General features: G+C 64.8%; 22 protein-coding genes. 11 read left to right on the top strand and 11 right to left on the bottom strand.

Annotated elements, in window-relative coordinates:
* Positions 1-19: 19 nt before the first annotated feature.
* Positions 20-523, top strand: coding sequence for a DUF4136 domain-containing protein (locus tag VK533_RS11005; RefSeq protein ID WP_324377385.1), 504 nt, complete (start codon positions 20-22; stop codon positions 521-523).
* A gap of 2 nt (positions 524-525) precedes the next feature.
* Here VK533_RS11005 and VK533_RS11000 read toward each other — a convergent pair whose 3' ends face one another.
* From VK533_RS11000 to msrA, 4 genes are all read right to left on the bottom strand, one after another.
* Positions 526-2763 (bottom strand): CHASE2 domain-containing protein, encoded by a 2238-nt coding sequence (locus VK533_RS11000; RefSeq protein ID WP_324377384.1) that lies wholly within the window; start codon positions 2761-2763, stop codon positions 526-528.
* Positions 2741-4102, bottom strand: a complete 1362-nt coding sequence (locus VK533_RS10995; RefSeq protein WP_324377382.1) for a FecR domain-containing protein — start codon at positions 4100-4102, stop codon at positions 2741-2743. The genes VK533_RS11000 and VK533_RS10995 overlap by 23 nt, the downstream gene beginning before the upstream one ends.
* A 2-nt stretch (positions 4103-4104) precedes the next feature.
* Positions 4105-4806, bottom strand: coding sequence for a response regulator transcription factor (locus tag VK533_RS10990; RefSeq protein ID WP_324377380.1), 702 nt, complete (start codon positions 4804-4806; stop codon positions 4105-4107).
* Positions 4807-5073: 267 nt separating this feature from the next.
* Positions 5074-5619: a peptide-methionine (S)-S-oxide reductase MsrA gene (gene msrA / locus VK533_RS10985; protein ID WP_324377377.1), complete on the bottom strand. Its 546-nt coding sequence runs from the start codon at positions 5617-5619 to the stop codon at positions 5074-5076.
* A 122-nt stretch (positions 5620-5741) separates the two neighbouring features.
* Here msrA and VK533_RS10980 point away from each other — a divergent pair, with 122 nt between their 5' ends.
* The 4 genes from VK533_RS10980 to VK533_RS10965 all read left to right on the top strand — a co-directional run bounded on the left by VK533_RS10980 (position 5742) and on the right by VK533_RS10965 (position 9768).
* A complete protein-coding gene (locus VK533_RS10980) occupies positions 5742-7067 on the top strand; it encodes a UDP-glucose/GDP-mannose dehydrogenase family protein (protein ID WP_324377375.1) in 1326 nt (441 codons plus the stop codon).
* A 137-nt stretch (positions 7068-7204) separates the two neighbouring features.
* Positions 7205-8119 carry an exosortase V gene (xrtV, locus tag VK533_RS10975; RefSeq protein ID WP_324377373.1) on the top strand — a complete coding sequence of 305 codons (915 nt, stop codon included), beginning with the start codon at positions 7205-7207 and terminating at the stop codon, positions 8117-8119.
* Positions 8119-8820, top strand: coding sequence for an exosortase-associated protein EpsI, V-type (gene epsI / locus VK533_RS10970; RefSeq protein ID WP_324377371.1), 702 nt, complete (start codon positions 8119-8121; stop codon positions 8818-8820). The genes xrtV and epsI overlap by 1 nt, the downstream gene beginning before the upstream one ends.
* A 78-nt stretch (positions 8821-8898) precedes the next feature.
* The gene (locus VK533_RS10965) at positions 8899-9768 is read left to right on the top strand and encodes a peptidyl-prolyl cis-trans isomerase (protein WP_324377369.1); all 870 of its coding nucleotides are present in this window, start codon (positions 8899-8901) and stop codon (positions 9766-9768) included.
* A gap of 77 nt (positions 9769-9845) precedes the next feature.
* On the opposite strand, the gene VK533_RS10960 is transcribed toward VK533_RS10965, so the two are convergent.
* Genes VK533_RS10960 through VK533_RS10945 form a run of 4 tightly spaced genes read right to left on the bottom strand, consistent with a single transcriptional unit; the run spans position 9846 to position 13910 of the window.
* Complete coding sequence (locus VK533_RS10960) at positions 9846-10622, bottom strand: CpsD/CapB family tyrosine-protein kinase (RefSeq protein WP_324377367.1); 777 nt, start codon at positions 10620-10622, stop codon at positions 9846-9848.
* 40 nt (positions 10623-10662) lie between these two features.
* Complete coding sequence (locus VK533_RS10955) at positions 10663-12144, bottom strand: GumC family protein (RefSeq protein WP_324377365.1); 1482 nt, start codon at positions 12142-12144, stop codon at positions 10663-10665.
* Positions 12145-13299: a hypothetical protein gene (locus tag VK533_RS10950; protein ID WP_324377363.1), complete on the bottom strand. Its 1155-nt coding sequence runs from the start codon at positions 13297-13299 to the stop codon at positions 12145-12147. It lies immediately after the preceding gene.
* Complete coding sequence (locus tag VK533_RS10945) at positions 13296-13910, bottom strand: polysaccharide biosynthesis/export family protein (protein ID WP_324377361.1); 615 nt, start codon at positions 13908-13910, stop codon at positions 13296-13298. Before VK533_RS10945 ends, VK533_RS10950 begins: the two co-directional genes overlap by 4 nt.
* Positions 13911-14135: 225 nt before the next feature.
* Here VK533_RS10945 and VK533_RS10940 point away from each other — a divergent pair, with 225 nt between their 5' ends.
* The 5 genes from VK533_RS10940 (at position 14136) to rfbA (ending at position 19101) form a co-directional block, all read left to right on the top strand.
* A complete protein-coding gene (locus VK533_RS10940) occupies positions 14136-15635 on the top strand; it encodes a tetratricopeptide repeat protein (protein WP_324377359.1) in 1500 nt (499 codons plus the stop codon).
* Between the two features lie 88 nt (positions 15636-15723).
* Entirely contained in the window at positions 15724-16287 is a 564-nt protein-coding gene (gene rfbC / locus VK533_RS10935) for a dTDP-4-dehydrorhamnose 3,5-epimerase (protein WP_324377357.1), read from the top strand.
* Positions 16284-17357, top strand: coding sequence for a dTDP-glucose 4,6-dehydratase (gene rfbB, locus VK533_RS10930; RefSeq protein ID WP_324377355.1), 1074 nt, complete (start codon positions 16284-16286; stop codon positions 17355-17357). The genes rfbC and rfbB overlap by 4 nt, the downstream gene beginning before the upstream one ends.
* The gene (gene rfbD / locus VK533_RS10925) at positions 17357-18232 is read left to right on the top strand and encodes a dTDP-4-dehydrorhamnose reductase (RefSeq protein WP_324377353.1); all 876 of its coding nucleotides are present in this window, start codon (positions 17357-17359) and stop codon (positions 18230-18232) included. The genes rfbB and rfbD overlap by 1 nt, the downstream gene beginning before the upstream one ends.
* The gene (rfbA, locus tag VK533_RS10920) at positions 18229-19101 is read left to right on the top strand and encodes a glucose-1-phosphate thymidylyltransferase RfbA (RefSeq protein WP_324377351.1); all 873 of its coding nucleotides are present in this window, start codon (positions 18229-18231) and stop codon (positions 19099-19101) included. The genes rfbD and rfbA overlap by 4 nt, the downstream gene beginning before the upstream one ends.
* A gap of 80 nt (positions 19102-19181) precedes the next feature.
* Here the strand turns inward: rfbA and VK533_RS10915 are convergent, their stop codons facing one another.
* Entirely contained in the window at positions 19182-19955 is a 774-nt protein-coding gene (locus VK533_RS10915; protein ID WP_324377349.1) for a hypothetical protein, read from the bottom strand.
* Positions 19956-20453: 498 nt separating this feature from the next.
* Between VK533_RS10915 and VK533_RS10910 the strand changes: the two genes are divergently transcribed.
* Positions 20454-21833, top strand: coding sequence for a sugar transferase (locus VK533_RS10910; RefSeq protein ID WP_324377347.1), 1380 nt, complete (start codon positions 20454-20456; stop codon positions 21831-21833).
* Here the strand turns inward: VK533_RS10910 and VK533_RS10905 are convergent.
* Both VK533_RS10905 and VK533_RS10900 read right to left on the bottom strand, forming a co-directional pair.
* On the bottom strand, positions 21827-22534 hold the full coding sequence (locus VK533_RS10905) for a DsbA family protein (RefSeq protein ID WP_324377345.1): 708 nt from the start codon (positions 22532-22534) through the stop codon (positions 21827-21829). The genes VK533_RS10910 and VK533_RS10905 overlap by 7 nt on opposite strands.
* Positions 22531-23603: M48 family metalloprotease (locus VK533_RS10900; RefSeq protein ID WP_324377343.1), on the bottom strand; the 1073-nt coding region annotated here is incomplete at its 5' end. The genes VK533_RS10900 and VK533_RS10905, both read right to left, overlap by 4 nt.

The raw sequence follows: 23603 nt of genomic DNA, 5'->3' as shown, positions 1-23603 counted from the left end.
AATAGGATATCCATGGGTCATGCGAACCGCGCCGAAGCTCCGCCCGATCCTGACATTCGCCGCGTGCCTTGCCCTGACCGCCTGCGCGAGCACCTCGCACGTCACCGCCTTTCAGGAAGCACCGATCCCGCCCGCGCCGCGCACGCTCGCGCTGAGCCTGGATCAGGGTGAGAAACTGCCGTTCGGCCTTTCATTCGACAGTGTCGCCGCAGCGGCGGCCCATGCCGGCTTCACGATGCAGGACGACAATCCGCGCTATCGGCTCGCGCTCACCGCTGCCGCCGGATCGTCGGACGCGGGCAGCTATCTTCCCGGTGAGCGCCCCAGCTGGGTCGCACGGCCCGACCGCAGCTGGCGCACCCGTTTTGCGAAGGGCCGTGTGTTGCGCGTCACCGCGGTGCTGGTCGACGCCGGCGCAAATCGCGAGGTCTGGCGCGGCACCGGCACGCTGCGCACGGCCGACCCCAGGGCAGCGGCACCCGAGCTAGTCCAACAGGTACTCGCCAAGCTCCCGAAAAGCTGAGCCTAGCCCTCGATCGCGATCGGCAGACGCAGGCTGAAAGCCGTGCCCTCGCCAAGCACGCTTTCTACCTCGATCGCACCACCATGGCGCTGGACGACCGTGCGGACGAAGGCGAGGCCAAGGCCCGCACCCGATCCCTCGGCGCCGCGCGAGCGATGGAAGGGGCGGAAGATCGCATCGAGATCCTCGGGCGCGATGCCATGGCCCTGATCGGCGATCCGGCACAGCAACATTTCCGGGCCTGCCCGCGTTGCCGCCTCCCGCTCCAGCGTGCAGCGCACAATCGTGCCGCTGTCGCTATATTTGATCGCGTTGCCGATCAGATTGCACAGCATCCGCGACAGAAGCGACCGGTCGCCCAGCACGAGAAACTCTTCCTCGTCCGCCGGCGTCTCGACGCGGATCTTCTTGGCCTGGGCGAGCGCCCATTGATCGTCGGCTGCCTCGACCAGGATCGAGGCGAAATCGAGCAATTCCTCGGCATGCTGGCCGGATTCGGCGCGGGCATAATGGACGAAATCGTCAGCCAGCTTGAGCGTGCGCCGCGCATAACCGGCGATGCGCGCGCGCAGCGACTTCTCGTCCTCGCCCTTGCGATCGAGCAAAGCGAGGATCGACGCCTGCGGCGAGCGCATGTCGTGGGTCAGCAACTGGAGCGCATCTTCGCGTTGGCGCGTGGCGAGACGGATTTCGGTGATGTCGGTCAACCGCGCGATCGATCCGGCACGATTGCCGAGCGCGTCGTTCAGCGGAACCACCGTCAGCACGAAGATGCGTCCGTCCGCGGCCGCGATCTCGCGCGCGCCGTCGCCAGGATCCTGCCCGGCAAGATCGGGCGCGAGCCGGCCGAGCAACGCGGCCAGCGGCAGGCCGCCGCTGGGTCCGAACAGCGCATCGGCGGCACGGTTGGCGACCAGCACCTCGCTTTCCTCATCGGTCACCAGGGTTGCGTCGGGCAGCGCCTGCAGGCTGTCCGCGAAGAAGCGCCGGAGATCGCGCACGCGGCCGATGGCGAGGTGGAGTAAGGTCGTCTGGCGCGCGATCGCCTCGTTGAACCGGCCGGTGCGCTGGGCAGCGGCGCCCATCGGCAAGGCATCGGCCTCGCCGCGCAGCTGGGTCAGTTCCTCGACCATATAGGCGTTGGCCGCCTCCAGCCGGCGCCACGCCCACAAGGGATAGACGATCATAAGTCCGGCAAGCGCGGCGGTCGGCGGGAGCCAGATATCGGCCCACAGGAGCAGCCCCCCGCTCACGGCCACCACCAAAGCCATCAGGGCGAGGCCGAGCACGACATTGACGCGCGGCGGCATCAGCAGGAGCGCGGCGAGCAACAGGCACAGCGGCACCAAGGCCGCCACCAGCACCGTCTCCGGCTGGAGCTCGTGGATCGCGCGATTGTCGATCAGCGCGTCGACCAGATTGGCCAGGATCTCGACCCCCGGCATCGCGCCGCTCGGCACAGGATATTGGTCGCCCGATCCGCTCGCGGTGCTGCCGACCAGCACGACCTTGCCGCGCAGCAGTTCGGGCGGCACCTCGCCGCGCAGCACCGCACCGAACGAGACGGTGCGGTGGAAGCCAGCCGACCCCGAAAAGGGGATCAGTATGGGCTGCGAGAAGCCGAACCGGTCGGCCGGCAAGGGCATATGCGTGCTTTGCTGGAAGGCCGGCGACGGCCGCCCGGTCAGGATCCGGTGAATCTGCTCGGCAAAATCGGGCCAATGCGCGCGCGCGTCGCCCGCCAGCAGGCTCGCCCGCCGGACGATTCCGTCCTGGTCGGGGGTAAGATCGGCATGGCCGACCGCGCGCACTTTTTGCGCGATCGGCGGCACCGGCGGCTGGAGATCGAACGGCGTGCCATCGACGCCGGGGACCGTGAACGTGACCGGCAACACGACATTACCGGCCCGGCCGATCGCGTCCGCGAGCGCGGTGTCGGCCGCGCTCGGCTCGACGAACAGCACGTCATAGCCGATCGCGGCGGGTCGGGCGACGGCAAGCCGGTCGAGCAATTGCGTATGGACCTCGCGCGGCCATGGCCAACGGCCGATCGTGCCGAGGCTGGACTCGTCGATCGCGACGATCACCACGTCCGACGGCAAGGTCGGCCGCAATTTCATCAGCGCATCATAAGCGAGGTTGTCCGGCCGTTCGGTCAGCCGATAGGAAACCAGCAGGCACAAGGTGAAGACCGCCAGCCCCGCGACCAGCAGCCACTCAAGAAGCAGGCGGCTTCGCACGTTTCTTCGCAGGCTTTGCCTCGCCGGCCACCGTCAAGGTCTGCAGGGTCGACCAGTTGCTATAGCTCTTGCTATTGCTGACGCCGCTCGTCTGCACGTGCCAGACATAGTCGCCGGGCGGCAGATCGGTGGCGACGAAGCTCTTGTCGGTCAGCGCCGGTTCGTCGACCACCGGACTGTCGGGGGTGTCGGCACGGGCGATAACGAAGCGATATTGATGCGCGCCCTCGCCCAGATCCTGCCATTTAAACAGATAGCGATGCCCGCCGAGCGGTTCGACCGTGGCGCGGATCGCGTTCAGATGCCGCTCGAAGCCCGTGACGCGCGGCAGCCCTTCTATCTCGTTGGCGTCGATGCCGGTGACGCGCACGAAATAGTCGCCGTTCGGCACCGACGGCAAGGCCGCCTGCGGCCGGTCCGCGATCGTCTCTTCAGCGATGTCGAGGAAGCCCGCATCCTTGGCAATCTGGAAGCGGTAGCGCACCGCCTTGTCGAGCGGCGCGACGCCGAAGGCGAGTTCGGGCTCCGACTGGATACGTGCGGGATCGGCGATGTCGGGCGGCGGCAGCAATTTGACCGGCCCGGTCGTGCCGTCGGGAGTGACGCGCGCGCCGAGGCCGGGATCGAGCACCGTCTCCGCGCCGCCGCCGGCCAAGCCGACATGGCCGCCCAGCACTTCCGCCGTAGCCGCCTTGCCGCCGTCGAGCACGGCGACGCGGAAATCGGTGCCGCGCACCGCGGCGACCGAGATCGGGGTGCGCATCTCGAACCGGTCGCGGCCATTGGTGCGTGGCGTGACCTCGGTCTGGGTGCGACCGTCGTCGACGCGGAACAGGCGCTCCATTTCGTTGGTCAGGCGAAAGCGGCGGAGCCGTTCGACCCGCACGCTCGTCTGCGACGGCAAGGTGATCGTCGATCCGTCGGTCAGGCCAATCGAGAGGAAGGCATTCTGCCCGGTCTGGATACGCCCGCCCTCGCCCACCGCCGCGCCCAGCACGGCGGCCTGGCCGTCGATCGTGGTGACGCCACGAAAGGCGATCACCTTGGCCTGCAGCGGATCGCTGCGCAGCAAGGGCCGCGGGATCAGAATGTTGGTCCCGATCGGGATGCGGTAGGGATCGCGCACATGATTCAGCGTCTGAACGACCCGATAGTCGCTCAGCTGATGCATGTAATGCAGCGCCAGATTGTAGAGATTGTCGCCCTTGCGGACGGTGTAGCTGATCGGCGGATCGTTACCGGGCGTCGCCGTCAGCTTGGGAGCGACGGGCGGGACTCGCGGCGCACCGGACGCGGCGGTGCCGGCCAGCAGCGCAAGCGCGATAAGCCCTTTACGCAAAATCAGCTCCCCTCCGGCTCCCCCTCGAACTTCTCGAGCCGGTAGCCATAACTGTACACAGGTGCGAGGCGATAGCCAGCCTCGGGCCGCAGGCTCAATTTGGAGCGAATGCGCGAGACATGCGCGTCCAATGTACGCGTCTGCAGATCGGGGCTCACCCCCCAGATCTTGTCGAGTAGATAGGCACGTGACAGCGGCCGATCGAGATTCTGGAACAGCAGTAAGGCGAGGCCGAATTCCTTGTTGGTGACAACCACCTCCGCGCCGCCGACGACCACGATCTGTCGGCTGAGATCAAAGCGGATGTCACTGAAATCCTGGATATCGGCGGCCTGCGCCGGGAAACTCCGCCGCAGCAATGCGCCGACTCGCGCCTGGAATTCGGCAACCTTGATCGGCTTCACCACATAATCGTCCGCGCCCAGATTGAGCGCGCGCACGATATCGGCCTCGTCGCCGCGGCTGGTCACAAACAGGACCGGCGGCACACTTTCAAGATGCTCGCGCGCCCACGAAAGCACGTCGACGCCGGACATGTCGGGCAAATTCCAGTCGAGCAGCAGCAGATCGAACGTGTCGCGCTTGAGCGCGGTCACCAATGCCGCGCCAGTGCGGAAAAGGTGGGTGCCGTGCCCAGCGTCCTCCAGCGCGTGCGCCATTTGATCGGCCAGAGCCGGATCATCCTCAAGAATAGCGATGCGCATGACGACCCCCGGAAACCACTTAAATCCCCTAGACACGATACAACGCGAAGCCACTCGGACGCAGGCAGGGTAAACCTGCGATCAGGGTTAATAGCCTCGAAATTTCACAATTGGGACGGCAAAGAGCCAATCGTCACGATTGTTTACAATTCGGGGGCAATCGTCCCGCGGAGAGCCTAAAGTCGGCGTACGCACCTGTTCAGCGCGCCGCGGCGGCCACGCCGAAATTCGATTGATCATGTAACGGTCTTTATTTGCGGCGACCGATCAGGCCGAGACGTCAGCCTTCAGTCGCGCCGCATAGTTTTTGCGGAACTTGGCGAGCTTGGGCGCCACCACCACCTGGCAATAGGGGTTGCTGTCGCCTTCGCGCGCGAAATATTCCTGGTGATACTCCTCGGCCGGATACCAGGTCGCGTCGGGTTCGATCATGGTGAGGATCGGTCGATCCCAATCCGCCTGCGCGCGAACGATCGCGCCTCGCGCCGCGCTTTCCTGCTCGGGCGAATTGGGGAAGATCGCGGAACGATATTGCGGGCCGACGTCATTGCCCTGCCGGTTGAGTTGGGTTGGGTCATGCACGGCGAAGAAGATGTCGAGCAGTTCGCCGTAGCTGATCTGATCGTCGTCGAAATGAACGCGAATCGCCTCGGCATGGCCGGTATCGCCGCTACAGACCTGACGATAGGTTGGATTGACGATATGCCCGCCGATATAGCCGCTTTCGACCGCCGTCACGCCGGTGATATCGTCGAATACCGCCTCGATGCACCAGAAGCAGCCACCAGCCAAAGTCGCGATTTGCTCGGCCATGTCATCCTCCTCAGGCTTGGCCTTCATATTGTAATGCCGCGGCGCAACAGCAAGTCTTGCATTGGCCGCACTTTGCGGCTCTTGGGGCGAGCGGTTGGGGCCCTGCGGCCAGAGGAAGATCGATGCGCATCACGATGATTGGCACAGGCTATGTCGGCCTGGTTTCGGGGGCCTGCCTGTCCGAGGTCGGACATGAGGTGATCTGCGTCGACAAGGATCAGCGCAAGATTGACGGCCTGCTGAAGGGCGTAATGCCGATCTACGAACCCGGACTCGACGCGTTGGTCGCGCGCAACGTCGCGGCCGGCCGCCTGTCCTTCACCACCGATCTCAAGCCTGCGGTCGACGGCGCCGAGGCGGTATTCATCGCGGTCGGCACCCCGTCGCGCAAGGAAGACGGCCATGCGGACTTGTCCTACGTCTATGCCGCCGCGCGCGAGATCGCCGAATCGCTGACGGGGCCGGTCGTCATCGTGACCAAGTCGACCGTGCCGGTCGGCACCGGCGACGAGGTCGAGCGCGTCATCCATGAAGCGAATCCGAAGGCCCAGGTCTCGGTCGTATCCAATCCCGAATTCCTGCGCGAAGGCGCTGCGATCGAGGATTTCATGAAGCCCGACCGCGTCGTCCTCGGTACCGACGACGAGCGCGCGCGCGGCGTGATGCAGGAAATCTATGCACCGTTCGAGGGTCCGAATTCGCCGTTGGTGTTCACCGCGCGGCGCACCAGCGAACTGATCAAATATGCCGCCAACGCCTTCCTCTCGATCAAGATTACCTTCATCAACGAGGTGGCCGATCTGTGCGAGGCGGTCGGCGCGGACGTGCGCGACGTGTCGCGCGGCATCGGCCTCGACAATCGTATCGGCGCCAAATTCCTGAATGCCGGACCCGGCTATGGCGGATCCTGCTTCCCCAAGGACACGCTCGCCTTGCTCAAGACCGCGGAGGACTATCAGTCGCCGATTCGTGTCGTCGACGTCGTCGTCCAGGTCAATGAGACACGCAAACGCGCGATGGGCCGCAAGGTGCTGAAGGCGATGGGCGGCGATCCGCGTGGGCGTACGGTCGCGATCCTCGGTCTGACGTTCAAGCCGAATACCGACGACATGCGCGAAGCACCCGCGCTTTCGATCATCCGCGCGCTCCAGGATTCGGGCGTCAGGATTCGCGCGCACGATCCGGAAGGCGAAGAGCAGGCACGCGAATTGCTGACCGACGTCACCTTTGCCGAGGACGCCTATGACGCGGCCAAGGGCGCGGACGCGATCGCGCTGGTGACCGAATGGGACGAATATCGCCATCTTGACCTGAAGCGGCTGGCGGCGGCGATGGCGACGCCCGTCTTCCTCGATTTGCGTAACGTCTATACCCGCGCCGAAGCAGAAGCCGCAGGCTTCACCTATGAAGCGGTCGGCCGCGGCGCGAAGGAAATTGGCAACGCCTGACGCGGATTGAACGGCGCCGTAACGATTTCCATTCTTCCTTAACCCGCACGCCCCATTGGCAGGCGCGTGGGAACCCGCTATTCGCGCTCGTTCCTGTGTTTGTCCTACGGCGTTTGAGTTAGGGTCTGGTGTAACGAATGCCCAACGCTGACATCGCCGCTACGGACCATTCCTTGTCGCAAAACCCATCGGGCATACCGCCGTGGTGGCGGGCGCTGCTGCCGCATTGGCTGCTGTGGCTGGGCCTCGCCGCAATCACGATTCCGACGATGGTAGAGGTCGCGCGCGAATCCTGGTCGACCGAACAGGGCGCGCATGGCCCGATCGTGCTCGCCACCGGCATCTGGCTGGTGCTGCAGCTCCGGCGCGAAATCGTGCCATTGATCCGGCGCGGCAATCTCGCGCTCGTTATGGCGCTGCTGATCCCGATGCTGATGCTCTATGTGCTCGCGCGCGTCACCACCACGCTCGAGCTGGAAGGCGTCGCGCTCTATCTGACCCTGGTCGTGGTCTTCTATGCCTATTGCGGCACCGCCGTGATGCGGCTCCTGTGGTTCCCGACGCTCTATTTCGTCTTCTTGTTCCCGCCGCCGGACAGCCTGGTCGCGACGCTCACCCAGCCGCTCAAGATAAACATCTCGCGCGCCGCGGTGGCATTGCTCGACGCGTGCGGGATGACGATCGCGCGCAAGGGCGTGATCATTCAGGTCGACCAATATGACATTCTCGTCGCCGCGGCCTGCGCGGGGCTGAACTCGATCATCAGCCTGTCGGCGATCGGCCTGTTCTACATCTACGTCCGCCACAACGCGAACTGGCGCTACGCCTTGTTCCTGATGATCGCGATCCTGCCGGTCGCGGTGCTCGCCAACTTCGTGCGCGTGCTGCTGCTGATCCTGATCACCGACTTCATGGGCGACGCCTGGGCGCAGGGCTTCCTCCACGGCTTTGCCGGCATGGTGATGTTCGCGGTGGCCTTGCTCAGCATCTTCGGCATTGATCGCCTGGCTGAACCCATACGCCGCCGGTTGGCGACACGGAGCGCGCGCTGATGGCGGCCGACGATATACCCGATCTGCGGCCGAGCCGTCGCGATCTGCTGATAGGCGGCGTCGCGCTCGTGGCCGCCGGCACCGCTTATGCGCGCATGCCACGCCGCCCGACGATGATGATCGGCAAGGATCAGCTCGACAAGCTCGTTCCGCTCAAGATCGACAACTGGTCCTACGAGATGGCGAGCGGGCTGGTCCTGCCGCCGCCCGATCAGCTGGCGCGCCTGCTCTACGATCAGCAGGTCACGCGGTCTTATTCGTCGCCCGATCAGCTGCCGGTGATGCTGCTGATGGCCTATGGCAGCAGCCAGGGCGGCATGCTCCAGATCCACCGGCCCGAGATCTGCTATCCGGCGAGCGGCTTCCATCTGACCGAAACCGAGATAACCGCGATCCCGCTGCCGGGGGGCCGCCGGGTTGCGTCGCGCAGCTTCACCGCCAGCAGCGACACGCGGGTCGAGCAGGTACTCTACTGGACCCGGATCGGCGATATGGTGCCGACCAGCTGGACCGGCCAGCGCGTGGCCGTGATCCGCAGCAACCTGGCCGGATCGATCCCCGACGGCCTTCTGGTGCGGCTGTCGACCGTCTCGAACGACGCCGAGCAGGCGCAGGCCACACTCAAGAAATTCGCGGCCGAGATGCTGAGCGCGATGCCCGTCCCATTCCGCCATATGCTGATCGGCCCTGGTGCGGGATGACAGTAGGCACGCGCGCTTTGCCGTGCGATACAATGACCAAAATATTGGCCGCGGGGGCGGCATCTTAGGAGTGAATCAATGTCGAAGCGCTTAGCAATCAGCACGATGTGCGCCATGGCCGCGCTGCTGGCCGGCTGTCACAAGGGAGCGCCGGAAGGGCAGGTAGCGGCCACCGTCAACGGCGACGAAGTCACGCTGCAGGAACTCAATACCGAGATCCAGGCATCGAATATCCCGCAGGGCGCGGACAAGCAGGCTGCCCAGCAGCAAGCGCTCCAGCACATCATCGACCGCAAGCTGCTGCTTACCGCGGCGCGCGACAAGAAGATCGACAAAAGCCCCGAATTCCAGAGCCAGAAGCAGCGCGCGGACGAGCTGCTGCTCGCCCAGACCTATGCCAAGCAGCAACTGGCGGCGGTGCCGGTGCCGACCGATGCCGACATCAGCAAGTTCATGGCGGACCATCCCAACGCCTTCAGCAGCCGTGAAGCACTTCAGCTCGATCAGATCCGCTTCCGGCCGACCCCGGCCGACATCAAGAAGTTGAGCGTCATCCAGTCCGACCACAATCTGGACGCGGTCGCCGCGCATCTGACCAGCCTCGGTATCAAGTTCGATCGCGTCAAGGCGGGCCTCGACACCGCGCAGGTGCCGACCGATCTGATCAAGGCGATCAACGGGCTGCCGGCGGGCGAGCCGTTCGTTCTGCCGACCAACGGCATCATCACCGTCAATGCGGTGATCGGGCATCAGGCGATCGCGACCGATCCGGCGCAGGCGCGTCAGGGTGCGGTCGGCGCATGGCGCCAGCAGCAGTTCACCAAGCTGATCAGCGATCAGCTCAAGGCACTGCGCGACGGTGCCAAGATCACTTATCAGAACGGCTTCTCGCCGCCGGCAAAGAAGCCCGGCGCGCCCGCCGCGGCAGCGCCCGCCGCCGGCAAGTAAGCCAGCCCGAAACACGAAAGGGGGCGGCACTCACCCGGAGTGCCGCCCCCTTTTCTTTAGCCGGCCGCGGGTGCCGCTTAGTAGTAGCCGCCATAGCCATAAGCGAAGCCATAGCCATATTCGTCGGCGAAGATCTGGCTGCGGTAACGATTGAGCACCGCGCCCATGAACGGCGTCGGCGACAATAAGCGGATCGTCTCCAGCACCTGCTTGCGGGTCGATTTGCCGTCCTCCACCACCAGGATGAAGCCGTCCAGATGCTGGCCGATGATGACCGCGTCGTCGTCGGCGAAGATCGGCGGCATGTCGACGATCACGATCGCGCTCTTGGGCAAGGCGCGCAGGCCATCGAACAGCCGCGTGCCGGCAGCGCTCGTCAGCAATTCACCGGTCGCGACGTCCCGTTTATAACCCGGCACGACGACCAGCCGCTCGTCGTTGATACGGCGCGCAATCTGATTCATGTCCGGCTGCTCGCCGCTCAGGAAATCGTGGATGCCCCAGCCCTGGGACTCGAACGAGAAGCGCCCAGCCACCGCCGGCCGATGCAGATCGAGATCGATCAGATAGACGTCATAATCGGCGATGCGCGACAGCGCCGCCGCCAGGTTCGACGCGACGAAAGTCTTGCCGACATTAGGCGCCGCCGAAGTGATGCCGATCACCTTGATCTCGCGATCCTCCATCTGCCGCACGATCTGCGAGCGGAGCAGCTTGAACGGCCGCGCGCGCGTATCGGCGTTGCGGAAGCCAACGATGTTCTGATCCTCGAACTGCTCGGGCACGATGTCGAACGGCTCCATCCGGTCGATCGGCGCGAACAAAGCGGCCTTGTCCGATTTAGGCGCGGTCATCGAAGCGGAACTCCAGACATTGATACAGCCTGCGCGGTGTTCATGCGCGCACCGACGCGTTGGACTTGCGACGGACCCGGCGCTCGATCATCTGCGCGATCCAGCTCGGGCGAAGGTCGAAATCGGGGATCACCGCCAAAGGTGCCTCGCCGAGCGCCGCACGCAATGCCGCGGTGCCGCGGATCGGGCGCATGATGATCTCGATCAGCAATACCAGCATCAGCCCGAAACCGAACCCGCCCGCGATCGAGCCCGCGATGATTAGCGGCCGGTTGGGGCGCAGCGGATGGTCGGGCACGACCGGTGGATCGGACAGCGTCAGACGTTCGCCTTTCTGTTCCGATTCCATGCGTGCCTGGATTTGCGCCGCCTGCAATTTGACGCCGATGCCGCGATACTGATCGCGCAGCACCTCGGCTGCTTTTTCGAGCTGGTCGAGCTGGCTCGCGATCGCGGGGGCGCGCGCTGCCGCCGCCCGCGCCGCGGCCGAGTTGGACGCCATCATGTTGCGGGCGTTCTGAAGCGCCGCGATCTGGCTGCGATTGGCCGTAAGCTGGGACTGGATCGGATCGACGCTGGGTTTCGCCGCCGCCGCGCTCTTGGCGGCCGCCAGCTGTGCCTTGGCGGCGATCACGTCGGGGTGCGTATCGGAGAAGCGCGCCTCGGCGATGCGCAGCTGCGCTTCCGCCTGCCCGACCGCGGTGTCGGTCGGCGTCACGCCCTGATCCTGTGCGGTCTGCAACCGGGTGCTCTGGGACTGCAGCCCGGCGATCTGCGTTTCGATCTGCCCGTAATCCTGCGTCGTGTTGCCGGAGAGATTGCCGAGCGCGAGAATCGTGCCATTCTGGGAGCGAATCTGGAGCGCCTTCCCTTCAAGCTGCTGGATCTGCGACTGAATCTGGTTGGCCTGCTCGCTCAGGAAATTGACTGTGTCGGTCGCCTGGCTGGCCTGCGTGCTCGCGTCCGCCTCCAAGAAATGGTCGACGAATTGCTGCGCGACCAGCTGTGCCTTGACCGGATTGTCATATTGGAACGCAACCGTGATCGCGATCGTGTTGGCGAGGCCGAGATTCTTCTTGCTCGGCGCGCCGCCCATCATGGCGTTGTCGATCGCCTGGACGGTGGTGTCGTCGCGCATCTTGTCGACGATTTTCGACAAAGGCATGGTCCGCTGTTCGCGCGGATACAGGCCATAGGTGCGGATCAGGCGGATCAGATCCTGGCGGCTGAGCACGCGTTCCCGCGCCCGCGCGATACGCTGCCCAATCATGTCGCTGACCTTGCTGCCTCCCCCTGAGAGCGCGCCGATCAGATCGTCGGGCACCTGCTGCGATTCGATCAGCACGGTCGCCGACGATTCGTAGACGGGGTGCATCAGGAAAGCCGTGACCAGCCCGCCCACCGTCGCCGCGACTACGGGCACAATCACGAACCAGCGGCGTTGCCACAACATGGCCGGCAAAGCGGAAACGAATCCGCCGCCTCCACCGCCCGTTTCAGCTTCCGACAGCTGCGTAGCCATTTACATCCTTCCAAGCTTGGCAGTGACGTGAATCGTTCCGGCGATCGAGCGCCCCGCGCCTAGCGTCGAGGTGCTACGCCACTGATAGGTGCCGCCAAATCCAGCAGACAGCCGCTGCGAGATATCGCGATCATACTGCACCGATGACAGGAACGCGCGCGCGGTCGGGGCGATCACCGGCCCCTCCGATGCGCTGGCGCTGGTCTTGAAATAATTCGCGTTGACGGTGACATGGCTATGTTCGGACAGATCGTGGCTCACACTGGCGTTGATGCCGGTATTGGTGCGCAGGCTGCCATAGCCGCTGGGCGCGGTTTGGTGCTGGGCCGACAGGCATATGTGCGTGCGCGGATAAGCGCCGCACAGATTGACACCGTAGCTGACACTGGTGGTCGAACTGGCGAAAGGCCCCTCGATACGCTGCAGGACGACGCCGACATGGCCGTCCATTTCCCATATCGCATTGATCTGGCGCTTGGCGGTGAACGAGGGCTGGATCGTCCGGCTGTCCGGGTAGATTTGGGATTTCACGCTGCTCAGGCTGGCCTGCAAACCGAAGGACGTGCGGGCATCGACCGCGCGGTTATAGCCGCCGTTGACGGACACCTGGGTATAGTCGCTGGCGAGCGTACTCACCGTGCTCTGGCCGCCGCCATAGGCCAGATGCTCGATCTGCGCGCCGTAGCTCAGCTGGTCCTTCGCGCTCGCCTGCCATTGCAACGCATATTGGCCTGAGGATTTGTAGGTTCGCCGCCCGATATTGAGCGGATCCTGATCGGCCACCTGCGAAGGATCGGTGATCGTCACCTTGTTGCTGGTGGTGAAGCTCGCCCCGAGGGTGGTTTGAAGCTGCGCGCTGAGCTGATCAGTGCGGCCCAAAGTCGCGCGCAGCGAATCGGTGTAGCCGTAGCGGCTGAAATATTGCTGCCGGCTATATTCGCCATCGAGCGTGGTCGCGGATCGCGCCGTCTGATAAAAGAATTTGGGCGTGAACGAGCCTGACGCCAGGCCGGAGCCTTGGGTCACGCCAGGGCGCAGAAAGGGGTTCGTGCCGTCGCCGACTTCGCCTCTGAGCAATGCGCTGAACTGGATCGATCCGGCCGCCGCCGGCGCCGCCAGCGCAACGCCGAATAACGCGAAGGGGACTAATCTCACGGGACGATCACCGTATCGCCCGCCTGGATCAGCGGCACGCTGCTGGCGTCGAGGTCACCGCCGGAAGGCTTGCCCTTGATGATGCCGGACAAGTGGGTGTGGATCACCTGGGTGCGCCCACCGGTCGTGCGCATGATGATGATGTTGGCGACGTCGGCAAAGTCGGTCGGCCCACCCGCCTGGGCGAGCGCGTTGAGCACGTTGACGTAGCGGGTCGGCGTGAAATTGCCCGGCGAGCGGACCTTGCCGATCACCGAATATTGCATACCGGCGGGTGCCACGACCGACACCGTCACCTGCTGATCGACGCCTTTATATTGCGGCGCAAGCAACTTGGAGAGCGCCGCTTCGATCTCGTTCGGCGTATGGCCGGCCGCCATGATCGTCCCCGCGAGCGGGAAGGCGAAAGTGCCGTCGGGCAGGACATTGAGCTGGCGCTGGAGCCGTTCGTCGCCCCAGACATAGATCTGAAGCTGATCGCCCGGGCTGATGCGATAGGTGCTGGCGGCGGGCTTCGCGCCCGCGACGGGGGCGGCGGCATCCTGCGCGAAGCCGGCGGCCGGGCGCACAAGAAGCGCGACGGCAAGCGCGATCGCGGCGGTCATTCTCATACGGTGTAACCCCTTAGACGTGGCGATCGTGTCTCGCACTTGCGAATTGGCTTTTCCAGCGTTTATGTGCCTTATGGGTTCCCACCGGTCAGTCGGCGCGGCGCGGACATTTCGGCTTCGATCCGACGGTCTGATCGTTTCCTGCGCCCAAAGGCTGAAACTTCGGTTACTACGGGCCGCACGCCCGACCGTTCCCTTCCCGTACCGCAATTGGCCATGCCTCTGATGTCCCGCCCCGCTACGATCGCCTTCATCGGCCTGCTGCTGTCGCTCGCAGCCTGCAAGTCGGGCGCAGAGAAGGCCGATGCTTATGAGGCGCAATATGACCGGATGATGTCCATCCAGGCCTATCCGGCCGCGATGTCGGCGATTCAGAAGGCTGTCTCGTACGACGATTCCAGCGCGCGCCGCTATCTCAAGCTCGCCGAGTTGCAAATGCAGATGGGCCGCCCCGCGGCTGCGGCCAATTCCTTCCAGGCCGCGCTCGATCTCGAACCCGACAATATCGAGGCGCTCGAGAATATGTCGATCCTGGCGGTGCGGAGCGGCCAGTTCGACGCTGCGAAGCGCTTTATCGATCCGTTGCTCGCCTTATCGGCCAGCGATCCTGCCGGTTTGCTCGCCAGCGGGGCAATCGCGGTCAGCCAGCGCCGCTTCAGGGATGCGCTGCCTTTGTCGGACCAGATTATCGCGGCGCTGCCTGATCGCGCCGACGGCTATGTGCTCAAGGCGCGCGCGCTCGACGGCCTCGGCCGCACACGCGAGGCGATCGACCTGATGGAAAAGCGCGCCGCCGTCGCCGACGATCCCCGCGATCTGTTGTTCCAGGTAATGACCTTCTATCGCCGGATTGGAGACATGCGCGGCATTCGCGCAACCGCGATCAAGATGATGCCGCTTTACCCCGACGATCCGCGCTATGCGCTCGAAGCGGCGCGCGCTTATGCCGCCGCCCGGGATCAGGACAAGGTCCATGAGATTATCGGCGGCCTGCTGCAGCATTTCGCGCATAACCCCGATGTGCTGATCGCGATCGGCAATTTCTGGCGCGACACGCAGCCGCTGCCCCAGGCTCAGGCCCAGATCGCCAAACTCGCCGCCGATTCGCCGCCGCGGGTGCGGGCGGCGCTTGCCAACCAGCTGATCGGCATGGGTGATCCGCACGACGCGCTGGAGCTGCTCGCCTCGCTCGCCCCTGCCAACGTGACCAGCGGCAATATCGACAGCCAGACGCGATATGCGCGCGCCCTGTTCGCGACCGGCCAGACCGCGCAGGCCAAGGCCAAGGCGGATGCCGTGCTGGCGTTCGACCGCGGTAACCCCGAAGCGCTGCTGGTGCGCGCGCGGCTCAAGCTGATGGCGAAGGACTATCGCGGTGCCTTCACCGACGCACAGCTCGTCACCAATGATGACGATTCGAATGAGGAGGCGGCCTTGCTGGTCGCGCAGGTCTATGCGGCCCAGGGCAATCAGGTGCTCGCCGCCGGCGCCTTCGGCAATGTCCGTCAGCAATTTCCCGAAAGCACCAACGCGCTTCAGGCCGAAATCGACTGGCTGATAAGCCAGAAACGCACCGACGAGGCCGCCCAGCGGGCGGTATCCTTCTATCGCACCCATCCGCGCAGCGGGCCCGCGATGCAGATCGCCCGCACGACCTGCACCAGGACCCGCGGGCCGGCCTGTGGCTTAGAGGTACCGAGCGTGGCCAAGATGCTGGCTCTGTGAGGGCCGCTTCGGCCAGGGGTTTTCAGCCGCACCCGCATTGGATAGCGCGAAGCCGGAACACGCAGCGTCGAACAGCGGGGACGAACATATGCCGGTGAAATTGGTGCGCCCCCGCCGCTTCGGCGACGATCGCGGCTGGTTCTCGGAGACCTATAACCGGTCGCGTTACGCCGAAATGGGGATCGGCTGCGCATTCGTGCAGGACAATCACTCGATGTCACGCGACGCGGGCGTGTTGCGCGGCCTGCACTGGCAGGCGCCGCCCAATGGCCAGGACAAGCTCGTCCGCTGCGTGCGCGGCCGCATCTGGGACGTCGCGGTCGACGCGCGGCGCGGCTCACCGACCTTCGGCCAATGGGTCGCAGCCGAGCTTTCCGCCGATAACGGCCATCAATTGTTCGTGCCGGTGGGTTTCGCCCACGGCTTCGTCACGCTCGAGCCGGATACCGAGGTCGAATATAAGGTGAGCGGCCTCTATGCGCCCGAAAGCGAGGGCGGCGTGATCTGGAGCGATCCCGGCCTCACGCTGCCCTGGCCGCTGCCCGCCAACGGCCCTATTCTCTCGCCCAAGGACGAGATCCTGCCCACCCTGTCCGAAGCGATGAGCCCGTTCAGCTATGACGGCCGCCCGCTGGAGCCGATCGACGCATGACCGACCCGAAGCCGCTTCGCATCCTCGTCACCGGCGGCGCCGGATTCATCGGTTCGGCGCTGGTGCGCCATCTGGTGCGCGACACGCCGCACGAGGTGCTCAATCTCGACAAGCTCACTTATGCCGGCAATCTCGCCAGCCTGGAGCCGATCGCCAACGCGCCACGTTATCGCTTCCTCCAGGCAGATATTTGCGATGGGGCGGCGGTGGCGAAGGCGATCGCCGATTACCGGCCGGACGTGATTACGCACCTTGCCGCCGAAAGCCATGTCGACCGTTCGATCGACGGTCCGGCCGACTTCATCCAGACCAATATCGTCGGCACTTTCTCGATGCTGTCCGCCGCGCTTGATTACTGGCGCGGGCTCGACGATGCGGCGAAGGCGGCCTTCCGTTTCCATCATATCTCGACCGACGAAGTGTTCGGCACGCTCGCCGACGACGGCTTCTTCACCGAGGAAACGCCCTACGATCCGCACTCGCCTTATTCGGCGTCCAAGGCCTCGTCCGACCATCTCGTCCGGGCATGGCACGACACTTATGGTCTGCCGGTCCTGATCACCAATTGCTCGAACAATTACGGGCCCTATCATTTCCCCGAGAAGCTGATCCCGCTGATGATCATCAAGGCGTTGGCCGGCGAAGGACTGCCGGTTTACGGCAAGGGCCTCAACGTGCGCGACTGGCTGTTCGTGGAGGACCATGCCCGCGCCCTGACCCGCGTGTTCGAAGCGGGCGAGCCCGGCCAGAGCTACATTATCGGCGGCCGCGCTGAACGCACCAACATCACCGTCGTCACGCGCATCTGCGAGACTTTGGACCGCATCCGCCCGCGTGCCGACGGCAAATCCTACAAGGACCAGCTCACCTACGTCGCCGACCGGCCGGGCCACGACCATCGCTATGCGATCGACCCGAGCAAGATCGAGCGCGAACTCGGCTGGAGCGCGCGGGAAAGCTTCGACAGCGGCATCGAACACACCGTGCGGTGGTATCTCGACAACGAGGAATGGTGGCGGCCTTTGGTCGAGGAAAAGGGCGCAGTGCAACGTGTGGGCCTGAAGGGCTGATGGGGCCGATTCTTGTCACCGGCGGATCGGGCCAGGTCGGCGGCGCGCTGGAGCGGCTGGCGCCGGCGGAGATCGAGATTTTCGCGCCCGGCCGGTCGGAGCTCGATTTGACCGTGCCGTCCGAACTGACGGCGATGGTGCGATCGCGGCCGTGGGCGGCGATTGTCAATTGCGCGGCCTACACGGCGGTCGACCGCGCTGAAACCGACGTGGTGGCCGCCTGGCAGGTCAACGCGCTCGCGCCGGCGGCACTGGCAGCGGCCGCCAAAGCGGCGGACATCCCGATCATCCATGTCTCGACCGACTATGTGTTCGACGGAACGAAGCGCGATTTCTACGGGGAAGACGATCCCGTCGCTCCGGTCGGCGTCTATGGCGCGTCGAAAGAAGGCGGCGAACAGGCGATCCGCACCGCCGCGCCGCGCCATGTGATCCTGCGTACCGCCTGGGTGGTGAGCGCCACCGGCGCCAATTTCGTGAAAACCATGTTTCGGCTCGGCGCCGAGCGGCCGCAATTGCGCGTCGTCGCCGATCAGCGCGGCTGCCCGACCTCGGCCGACGATATCGCGCGCGCGATCCTGCATATTCTTGGCCGGATCGAAGCCGGCCCTTACGGCACCTATCATTTCGTCAATGGCGGGGAAGCGACCTGGTATGCGCTGGCCGAGGCGGTGTTTGCGCGCGCCGCGACGCATGGCCGCCCGTCGCCTTCGGTGGAGCCGATCCTGACGAGCGACTATCCCACCCCCGCCGCGCGGCCAGCCAATTCGCGGCTGTCGACCGCGAAGATCGGCCGCGATTATGGCATCACCCCGCGCGATTGGCGCGGCGCGATCGACGAGATCGTCGATGCGCTCGTAAAGGACCAGGCATGAAGGGCATCATCCTCGCCGGCGGCAGCGGCACGCGGCTTCACCCCGCGACGCTCGCGATCAACAAGCAATTGCTGCCGATCTACGACAAGCCGATGATCTATTATCCGATGTCGGTGCTGATGCTCGCCGGCCTGCGGGAAGTGCTGATCATCTCCTCGCCCGAATATCTCGATAATTATCGGCGCCTGTTCGAGGATGGCAGCCAGTTCGGGATCGAGATCAGCTATGCGGTCCAGCCCAAGCCCGAGGGCCTGGCCCAGGCCTTCCTGATCGGCGAACCCTTCCTGGCCGGCGGCCCCGGCGCTCTGGTGCTGGGCGACAATATCTTCTTCGGCGCGGATCTCGGCCCCAAGCTGCGGACGGTACGCGAACGCACGCACGGCGCCACCGTTTTCTCCTATCGGGTCGATCATCCCGAGGCTTATGGCGTGGTCGAACTCGACAAGGATGGCCGCGCGCTGTCGATCGAGGAAAAGCCGAAGGCGCCTAAATCCAACCAGGCGGTCACCGGCCTTTATTTCTATGACGAACGCGTGTGCGAATTCGCGCACCAGGTCCGCCCGTCGGCGCGCGGCGAGCTGGAGATCACCGACCTCAACCGCATGTATATGGAGCGTGGCGAATTGTTCGTGGAGCAATTGTCGCGCGGCCATGCCTGGCTCGACACAGGCACGCATGACAGTCTGCTCGAAGCGAGCGAGTTCGTCCGCACCGTCCAGCACCGCCAAGGGCTGCAGATCGCCTGCCTGGAGGAGATTGCGTTCGACGCCGGCTTCATCACCATCGATCAGCTGCGTCAGCGCGGTGAAGTCTTCGCCAAAACCGGTTATGGCCAGTATCTGCTGAAGCTGGCCGACCAGCAGGGCTGAGCGGGAAACCCATTATCGGCCAAAAAAGAAAGGCCGCCGGTCTGGGACCGACGGCCTGATCTCTGTCAGCAAGCGCTCGCTTACGCTGCGAACAGATCCTTGGAACGGCGGCCCGTGCGCATCATCGCACCGACCGCGCTGAAGCCGATCACGAGCATCGCCCAGGTCGAGGCTTCGGGAACGCTGAAGGTCAGCGGCGCAGGATCGGAGGCGAAAGTGCCGGTGCCCGAGAAGCGCGTATTCACGCTCGAACTGCCAAGCGCGGCCTGGAATTTGGGGCTCGCGCCGGAGAAGGAGAAAGAGAAGTCCTTCGAGATCACCCCGGCGAAGTCGAGGAAGTCCGACGAATAGTTGATCACTGAATCGTCGTTGCTCTTGAACGTGAAGGAGCCGTTATTGTTGCTCGCATCCAGTTCGGCATTGGTGAAGGTCAGCGTCAGCAGGTTGGTGCGATCGCCCATGCCCTCAAGCGCAGCCGTGTCGCGCGTGATGGTGATGGTGCCGCTGCCGAACATCTGCACGCGCGAGTTGCCCACAACGGGGCCCGTCGTTCCGCTGGTCGAGATGAAATCGACGCTCAGGTGCGCGTCCTGCTGACCGAGCAGATCGAGAGGCAGGCTGTTGACGCCCATGACGTAATAAATCGGGATCGTTCCGTGCGCCGTCGAGGAAGCGGTCGATGTCGTGTAAATCTCAGCGCCCTTGGTGGTCGCGGTATCCTTGTTCAGGTAGCGAAAGAGCCGCTGATTGCTGGCCTTCTGCGTGAACTGACCGAAGGTGCTAGAGTCCGCAAGCGCAGGCGAAACCATGCCTAAAAGCAAGGCGCCAGCAGCGATGATCGCCAAGCGACTCATGAATACCCCCCAACCCGACTCGAACCATACGATTCGACCCCTCTTGTAACTTATTCGCGTTGCGATGCAATAGAGCCTTAACAATCCGTTACCCATCGCCACTATTCGCGCCTGCTGACTCGGCGATTAGGCGGCCGGAAATAAGGTTCGGTCCACGCGATCCAACCATTTCGACTTGCAAATTCTGCACTTGCGAACAACCGATCGCCCAGGCCGGCACGATACGCATCCGAAACGATGGCATCGTGCGCTGGGAAGCGCGGCTTTTGCATCGCAGCAACCGGAAAAGCTTGATTCTAGGCCGGTTTAGCGCGTGCGGGGACCGGGGTTCAACTGTTGCGCGTTGACAGTGTCCTGATCATGGTGTTGTCGCAGGCTGCGGCCTCCCGCCAGGGGGCCTTGGGGAGCATCATAGGCCAAATCATGCGACGAACGGACCCCTGCGCCGGCTCGAGCCGATCGGTGGCCGCGTTTGCGCGTGCGGAGCGCCGCTGAATCGTGAACGACGCTTCGGTCAAGCCTTCGCCAAAGCCGCGCATCGATTTGTCGGAAATTCAGTCGCTGCGCGTGCGACTGTGTCTGATGATCCTGGTGGTCGATTGCGCCACCATCCTTGCCGGCTGCCTGATCGGCAATTTCCTCCATTTCGGCGATCCGTTCGCGCCGTCGGGGATCAACCTGTTCGCGGTCGTGCTGCCGATTTTCGTCGGCGTGGCGATCAACAGCGACGCTTATGCCGCCGACGTGCTGCGCGACGTGCGCACCGGCTTCTCGCGCGCCAGCCTCGCTTATGTGTTCGCGGTGTTCGCGGTCTTCTTCCTGGCTTTCTACATGAAGGTCAGCTCCGATCTGTCGCGGATGACGTCAGGGCTCGCGATCGTCGTCACGCTCGGGGCGATGGCGGCGGGGCGCTATCTTTGCCACGTCTATGTCCGCCACCGCACGGGCATGCAGCTGGTCTACGATCTGCTCATCATCGACGGCGTGGAGATGATCCCGCCGCCCGGCGTGCACGTGCTCGACACGCAGGCCGACAATCTGGTGCCCAACGTCCATGATCCGCACATGCTCAACCGGCTCGGCATGCATTTGCGCGGGGTCGACCGCGTCGTCATCGCCTGCCCGCCCGAACGGCGGCAGGTGTGGTCGATCCTGCTCAAGGGATCGAGCGTTAACGGGCATATTCTCGCCCACGAACTGGACGAACTGGGTGCGATCGGGATCGGCATGTTCGCGGGCAAGCATACGGTCGCGGTGGCGCATGCCCCGCTCGATCTGTCGCGCCGTTTCGCCAAGCGCACGCTCGACCTCGCGCTCACCATCCCGGGCCTGATCTTCCTCGCGCCGCTGCTGATCGTCACCGCGATCGCGATCAAGCTCGACAGCCGCGGGCCGGTCCTGTTCCTTCAGCCGCGCGTCGGCCGCGGCAACCGCATCTTCCTGACGTACAAATTCCGCTCGATGCGTGCCGATCTGACCGATCAGGCGGGCGCCAAATCGACCAGCAAGGACGATGATCGCGTGACGCGCATCGGCCGCTTCATCCGCGCCAGCAGCATCGACGAGCTGCCGCAATTGTTCAACGTGCTGCGCGGCGAGATGAGCCTGGTCGGTCCGCGCCCGCACGCGCTCGGCAGCCTCGCCGGCAACGAACTCTTCTGGGAAGTCGACGAGCGTTACTGGCACCGCCACGCCTCCAAGCCCGGCCTGACCGGGCTCGCCCAGGTGCGCGGCTATCGCGGCGAAACCAGGGAGCGCGAGGATCTCGCCAACCGGCTCCACGCCGATCTCGAATATCTCAATGGCTGGACGATCTGGCGCGACATATCGATCCTGATCAACACGCTTCGCGTGGTCGTCCACCGCAACGCTTACTGAGCGCCTGCCCGTGCCTCCGCCACCGCAGCGGCCAAAGCGTCGTAGCCCAGCGCGCCTTCATGCGTGCGGTTGCCGATTATGAAGAAGGGCGTCGCGCCGATCCCCAGCCGGTGCGCGATGCTGAGATTGGTCGCGATCTCTGCCTGCACCTCCGGGGTCTTGCCGCCCGCGATCAGGCTGGCGGGCGAAAGGCCCACGGTCTTGGCCGCCGCCGCAACACCATTTTGGTCGGGGTGACCGCCTGAGAAGAGCGCGCGGTGGAAGGGCAGATATTTGCCTTGCCGCGCCGCCGCCAAAGCCGCCGCTGCCGCTTCATCGCTGCCCGGCCCCAGCACCGGCATTTCGCGCCACACCACCTTTATGTTGGGGTCGCTCGCAAGCAGCCGGTCGATCTCGGGCGCGGATGCGCGGCAATAAGGGCAATTATAGTCGGTGAACATGACGAGCGTGACGTCGCCATGCGGATTGCCCGCCCAGGCGCCGGGAAAGGGCGTTTCGACCGCCTCGCGCACGGGCCCGATCCGCAGCCGCTCGGCCGCCTCGGCGACAATCTCTGGATGAGCAAGGACATAGGCCCGCACCCTTTTGCCGAACGCCGCGTCGTCCGATCCCGCGACCATGTGCGCCCCGATCGCGAGGCCGATCGCGCAGGCGAGCGCGATGCCCGCCGCGGCGACCCACAATCGGATAGGTCGGTTCACTTTTTCCTGCGGCGCTTGCGTTCGGCCTCGTCGCGCGCGGTCAGCGCGACGTCCTGCGCGCGCAGATAATCGGGCGTGCCGACGGGAATGCCGTGCATCGCGATTTCGGCATTGGCGAGCGCGAGCTGGGGCTGATCCTGCAGGCTGAACCGCTCCGCGCTGGCAAGGCTGGCGCGCGCCTCGTCGCCCATGCGCGTGTAGACTAGGCCGAGATCGTACCAGGCCTGCGGATTTTCATTGTCGCGCTGGACCGCGACCTTGAGCACCTGCGCCGCCTCCTTGAAGTCGTTGGGATCCTCGGTCGCCACCAGCGCATTGCCGAGCAAGGCGGTGATCAAAGGCGTCGAGCGCGATTGCAGCACCGCCTCGCGCAGTGGCGCGATCGCCTCCTTGGGCTTGCCGCCCTCCAGCAGGATCTGGCCCTTCAGCTCCAGGAAATAGGGGTCGTGCGGCGCGGCCGCGAGCAGATCGCCGACCTCGCCCATCGCCGCCTCGGGATAGCCGCCGCGATGATAGGCATAAGCGCGCGCATAATGGGCCGGCACGCTCTTATCGCGCTCGGGGAATTTGTTGAGCACGATCGGCGGATCGTCGAGATAACCGACCAGTTTGGCCTTGATGCGCAGGAAGCGGGCTTGCAGCGCCGGGTCGTTCGGCGTGTTCCACCAAGGGGATTTTGCGAGATCGGCCTCCAAAGCCGCCTGGCGATCGGCGGTCATCGGATGGTCGACCGCATAAGGATCGATCTGGGTGTAGCTCGGCGTCAGCCGATACTCTTCCTGCTTCAATTTGCCAAAGAAGCTGACCATGCCCTTGCCGGAAAGATGCGCGTCGTTGAGGTGGCGCACGGCCGAGGCGTCGGCGCTGCCTTCCTGCTGGCGGCTATAGGCCAGGAACTTGCCCATCGCCGCGTCCTGGCCCGCGAGCATCGCCAGCATGCCCGCCGGCCCCGCCACCGCGGTCGCGGCGATACCGACCAACAAGGACAGCAGGGTCACGCGCGTGGCGGCGGCGATCGCATCGTCGCTACGAACCGCGTCGCCACCTTCGATATGGCCAAGCTCGTGCG

Origin of the sequence: Sphingomonas sp. (genome assembly GCF_035317925.1) — a bacterium.
In the GTDB taxonomy this organism is placed as follows: domain Bacteria; phylum Pseudomonadota; class Alphaproteobacteria; order Sphingomonadales; family Sphingomonadaceae; genus Sphingomonas_I.
The sequence above is the reverse complement of the archived record's forward strand: the minus strand, read 5'-3'. Positions and strand labels throughout refer to the sequence as shown.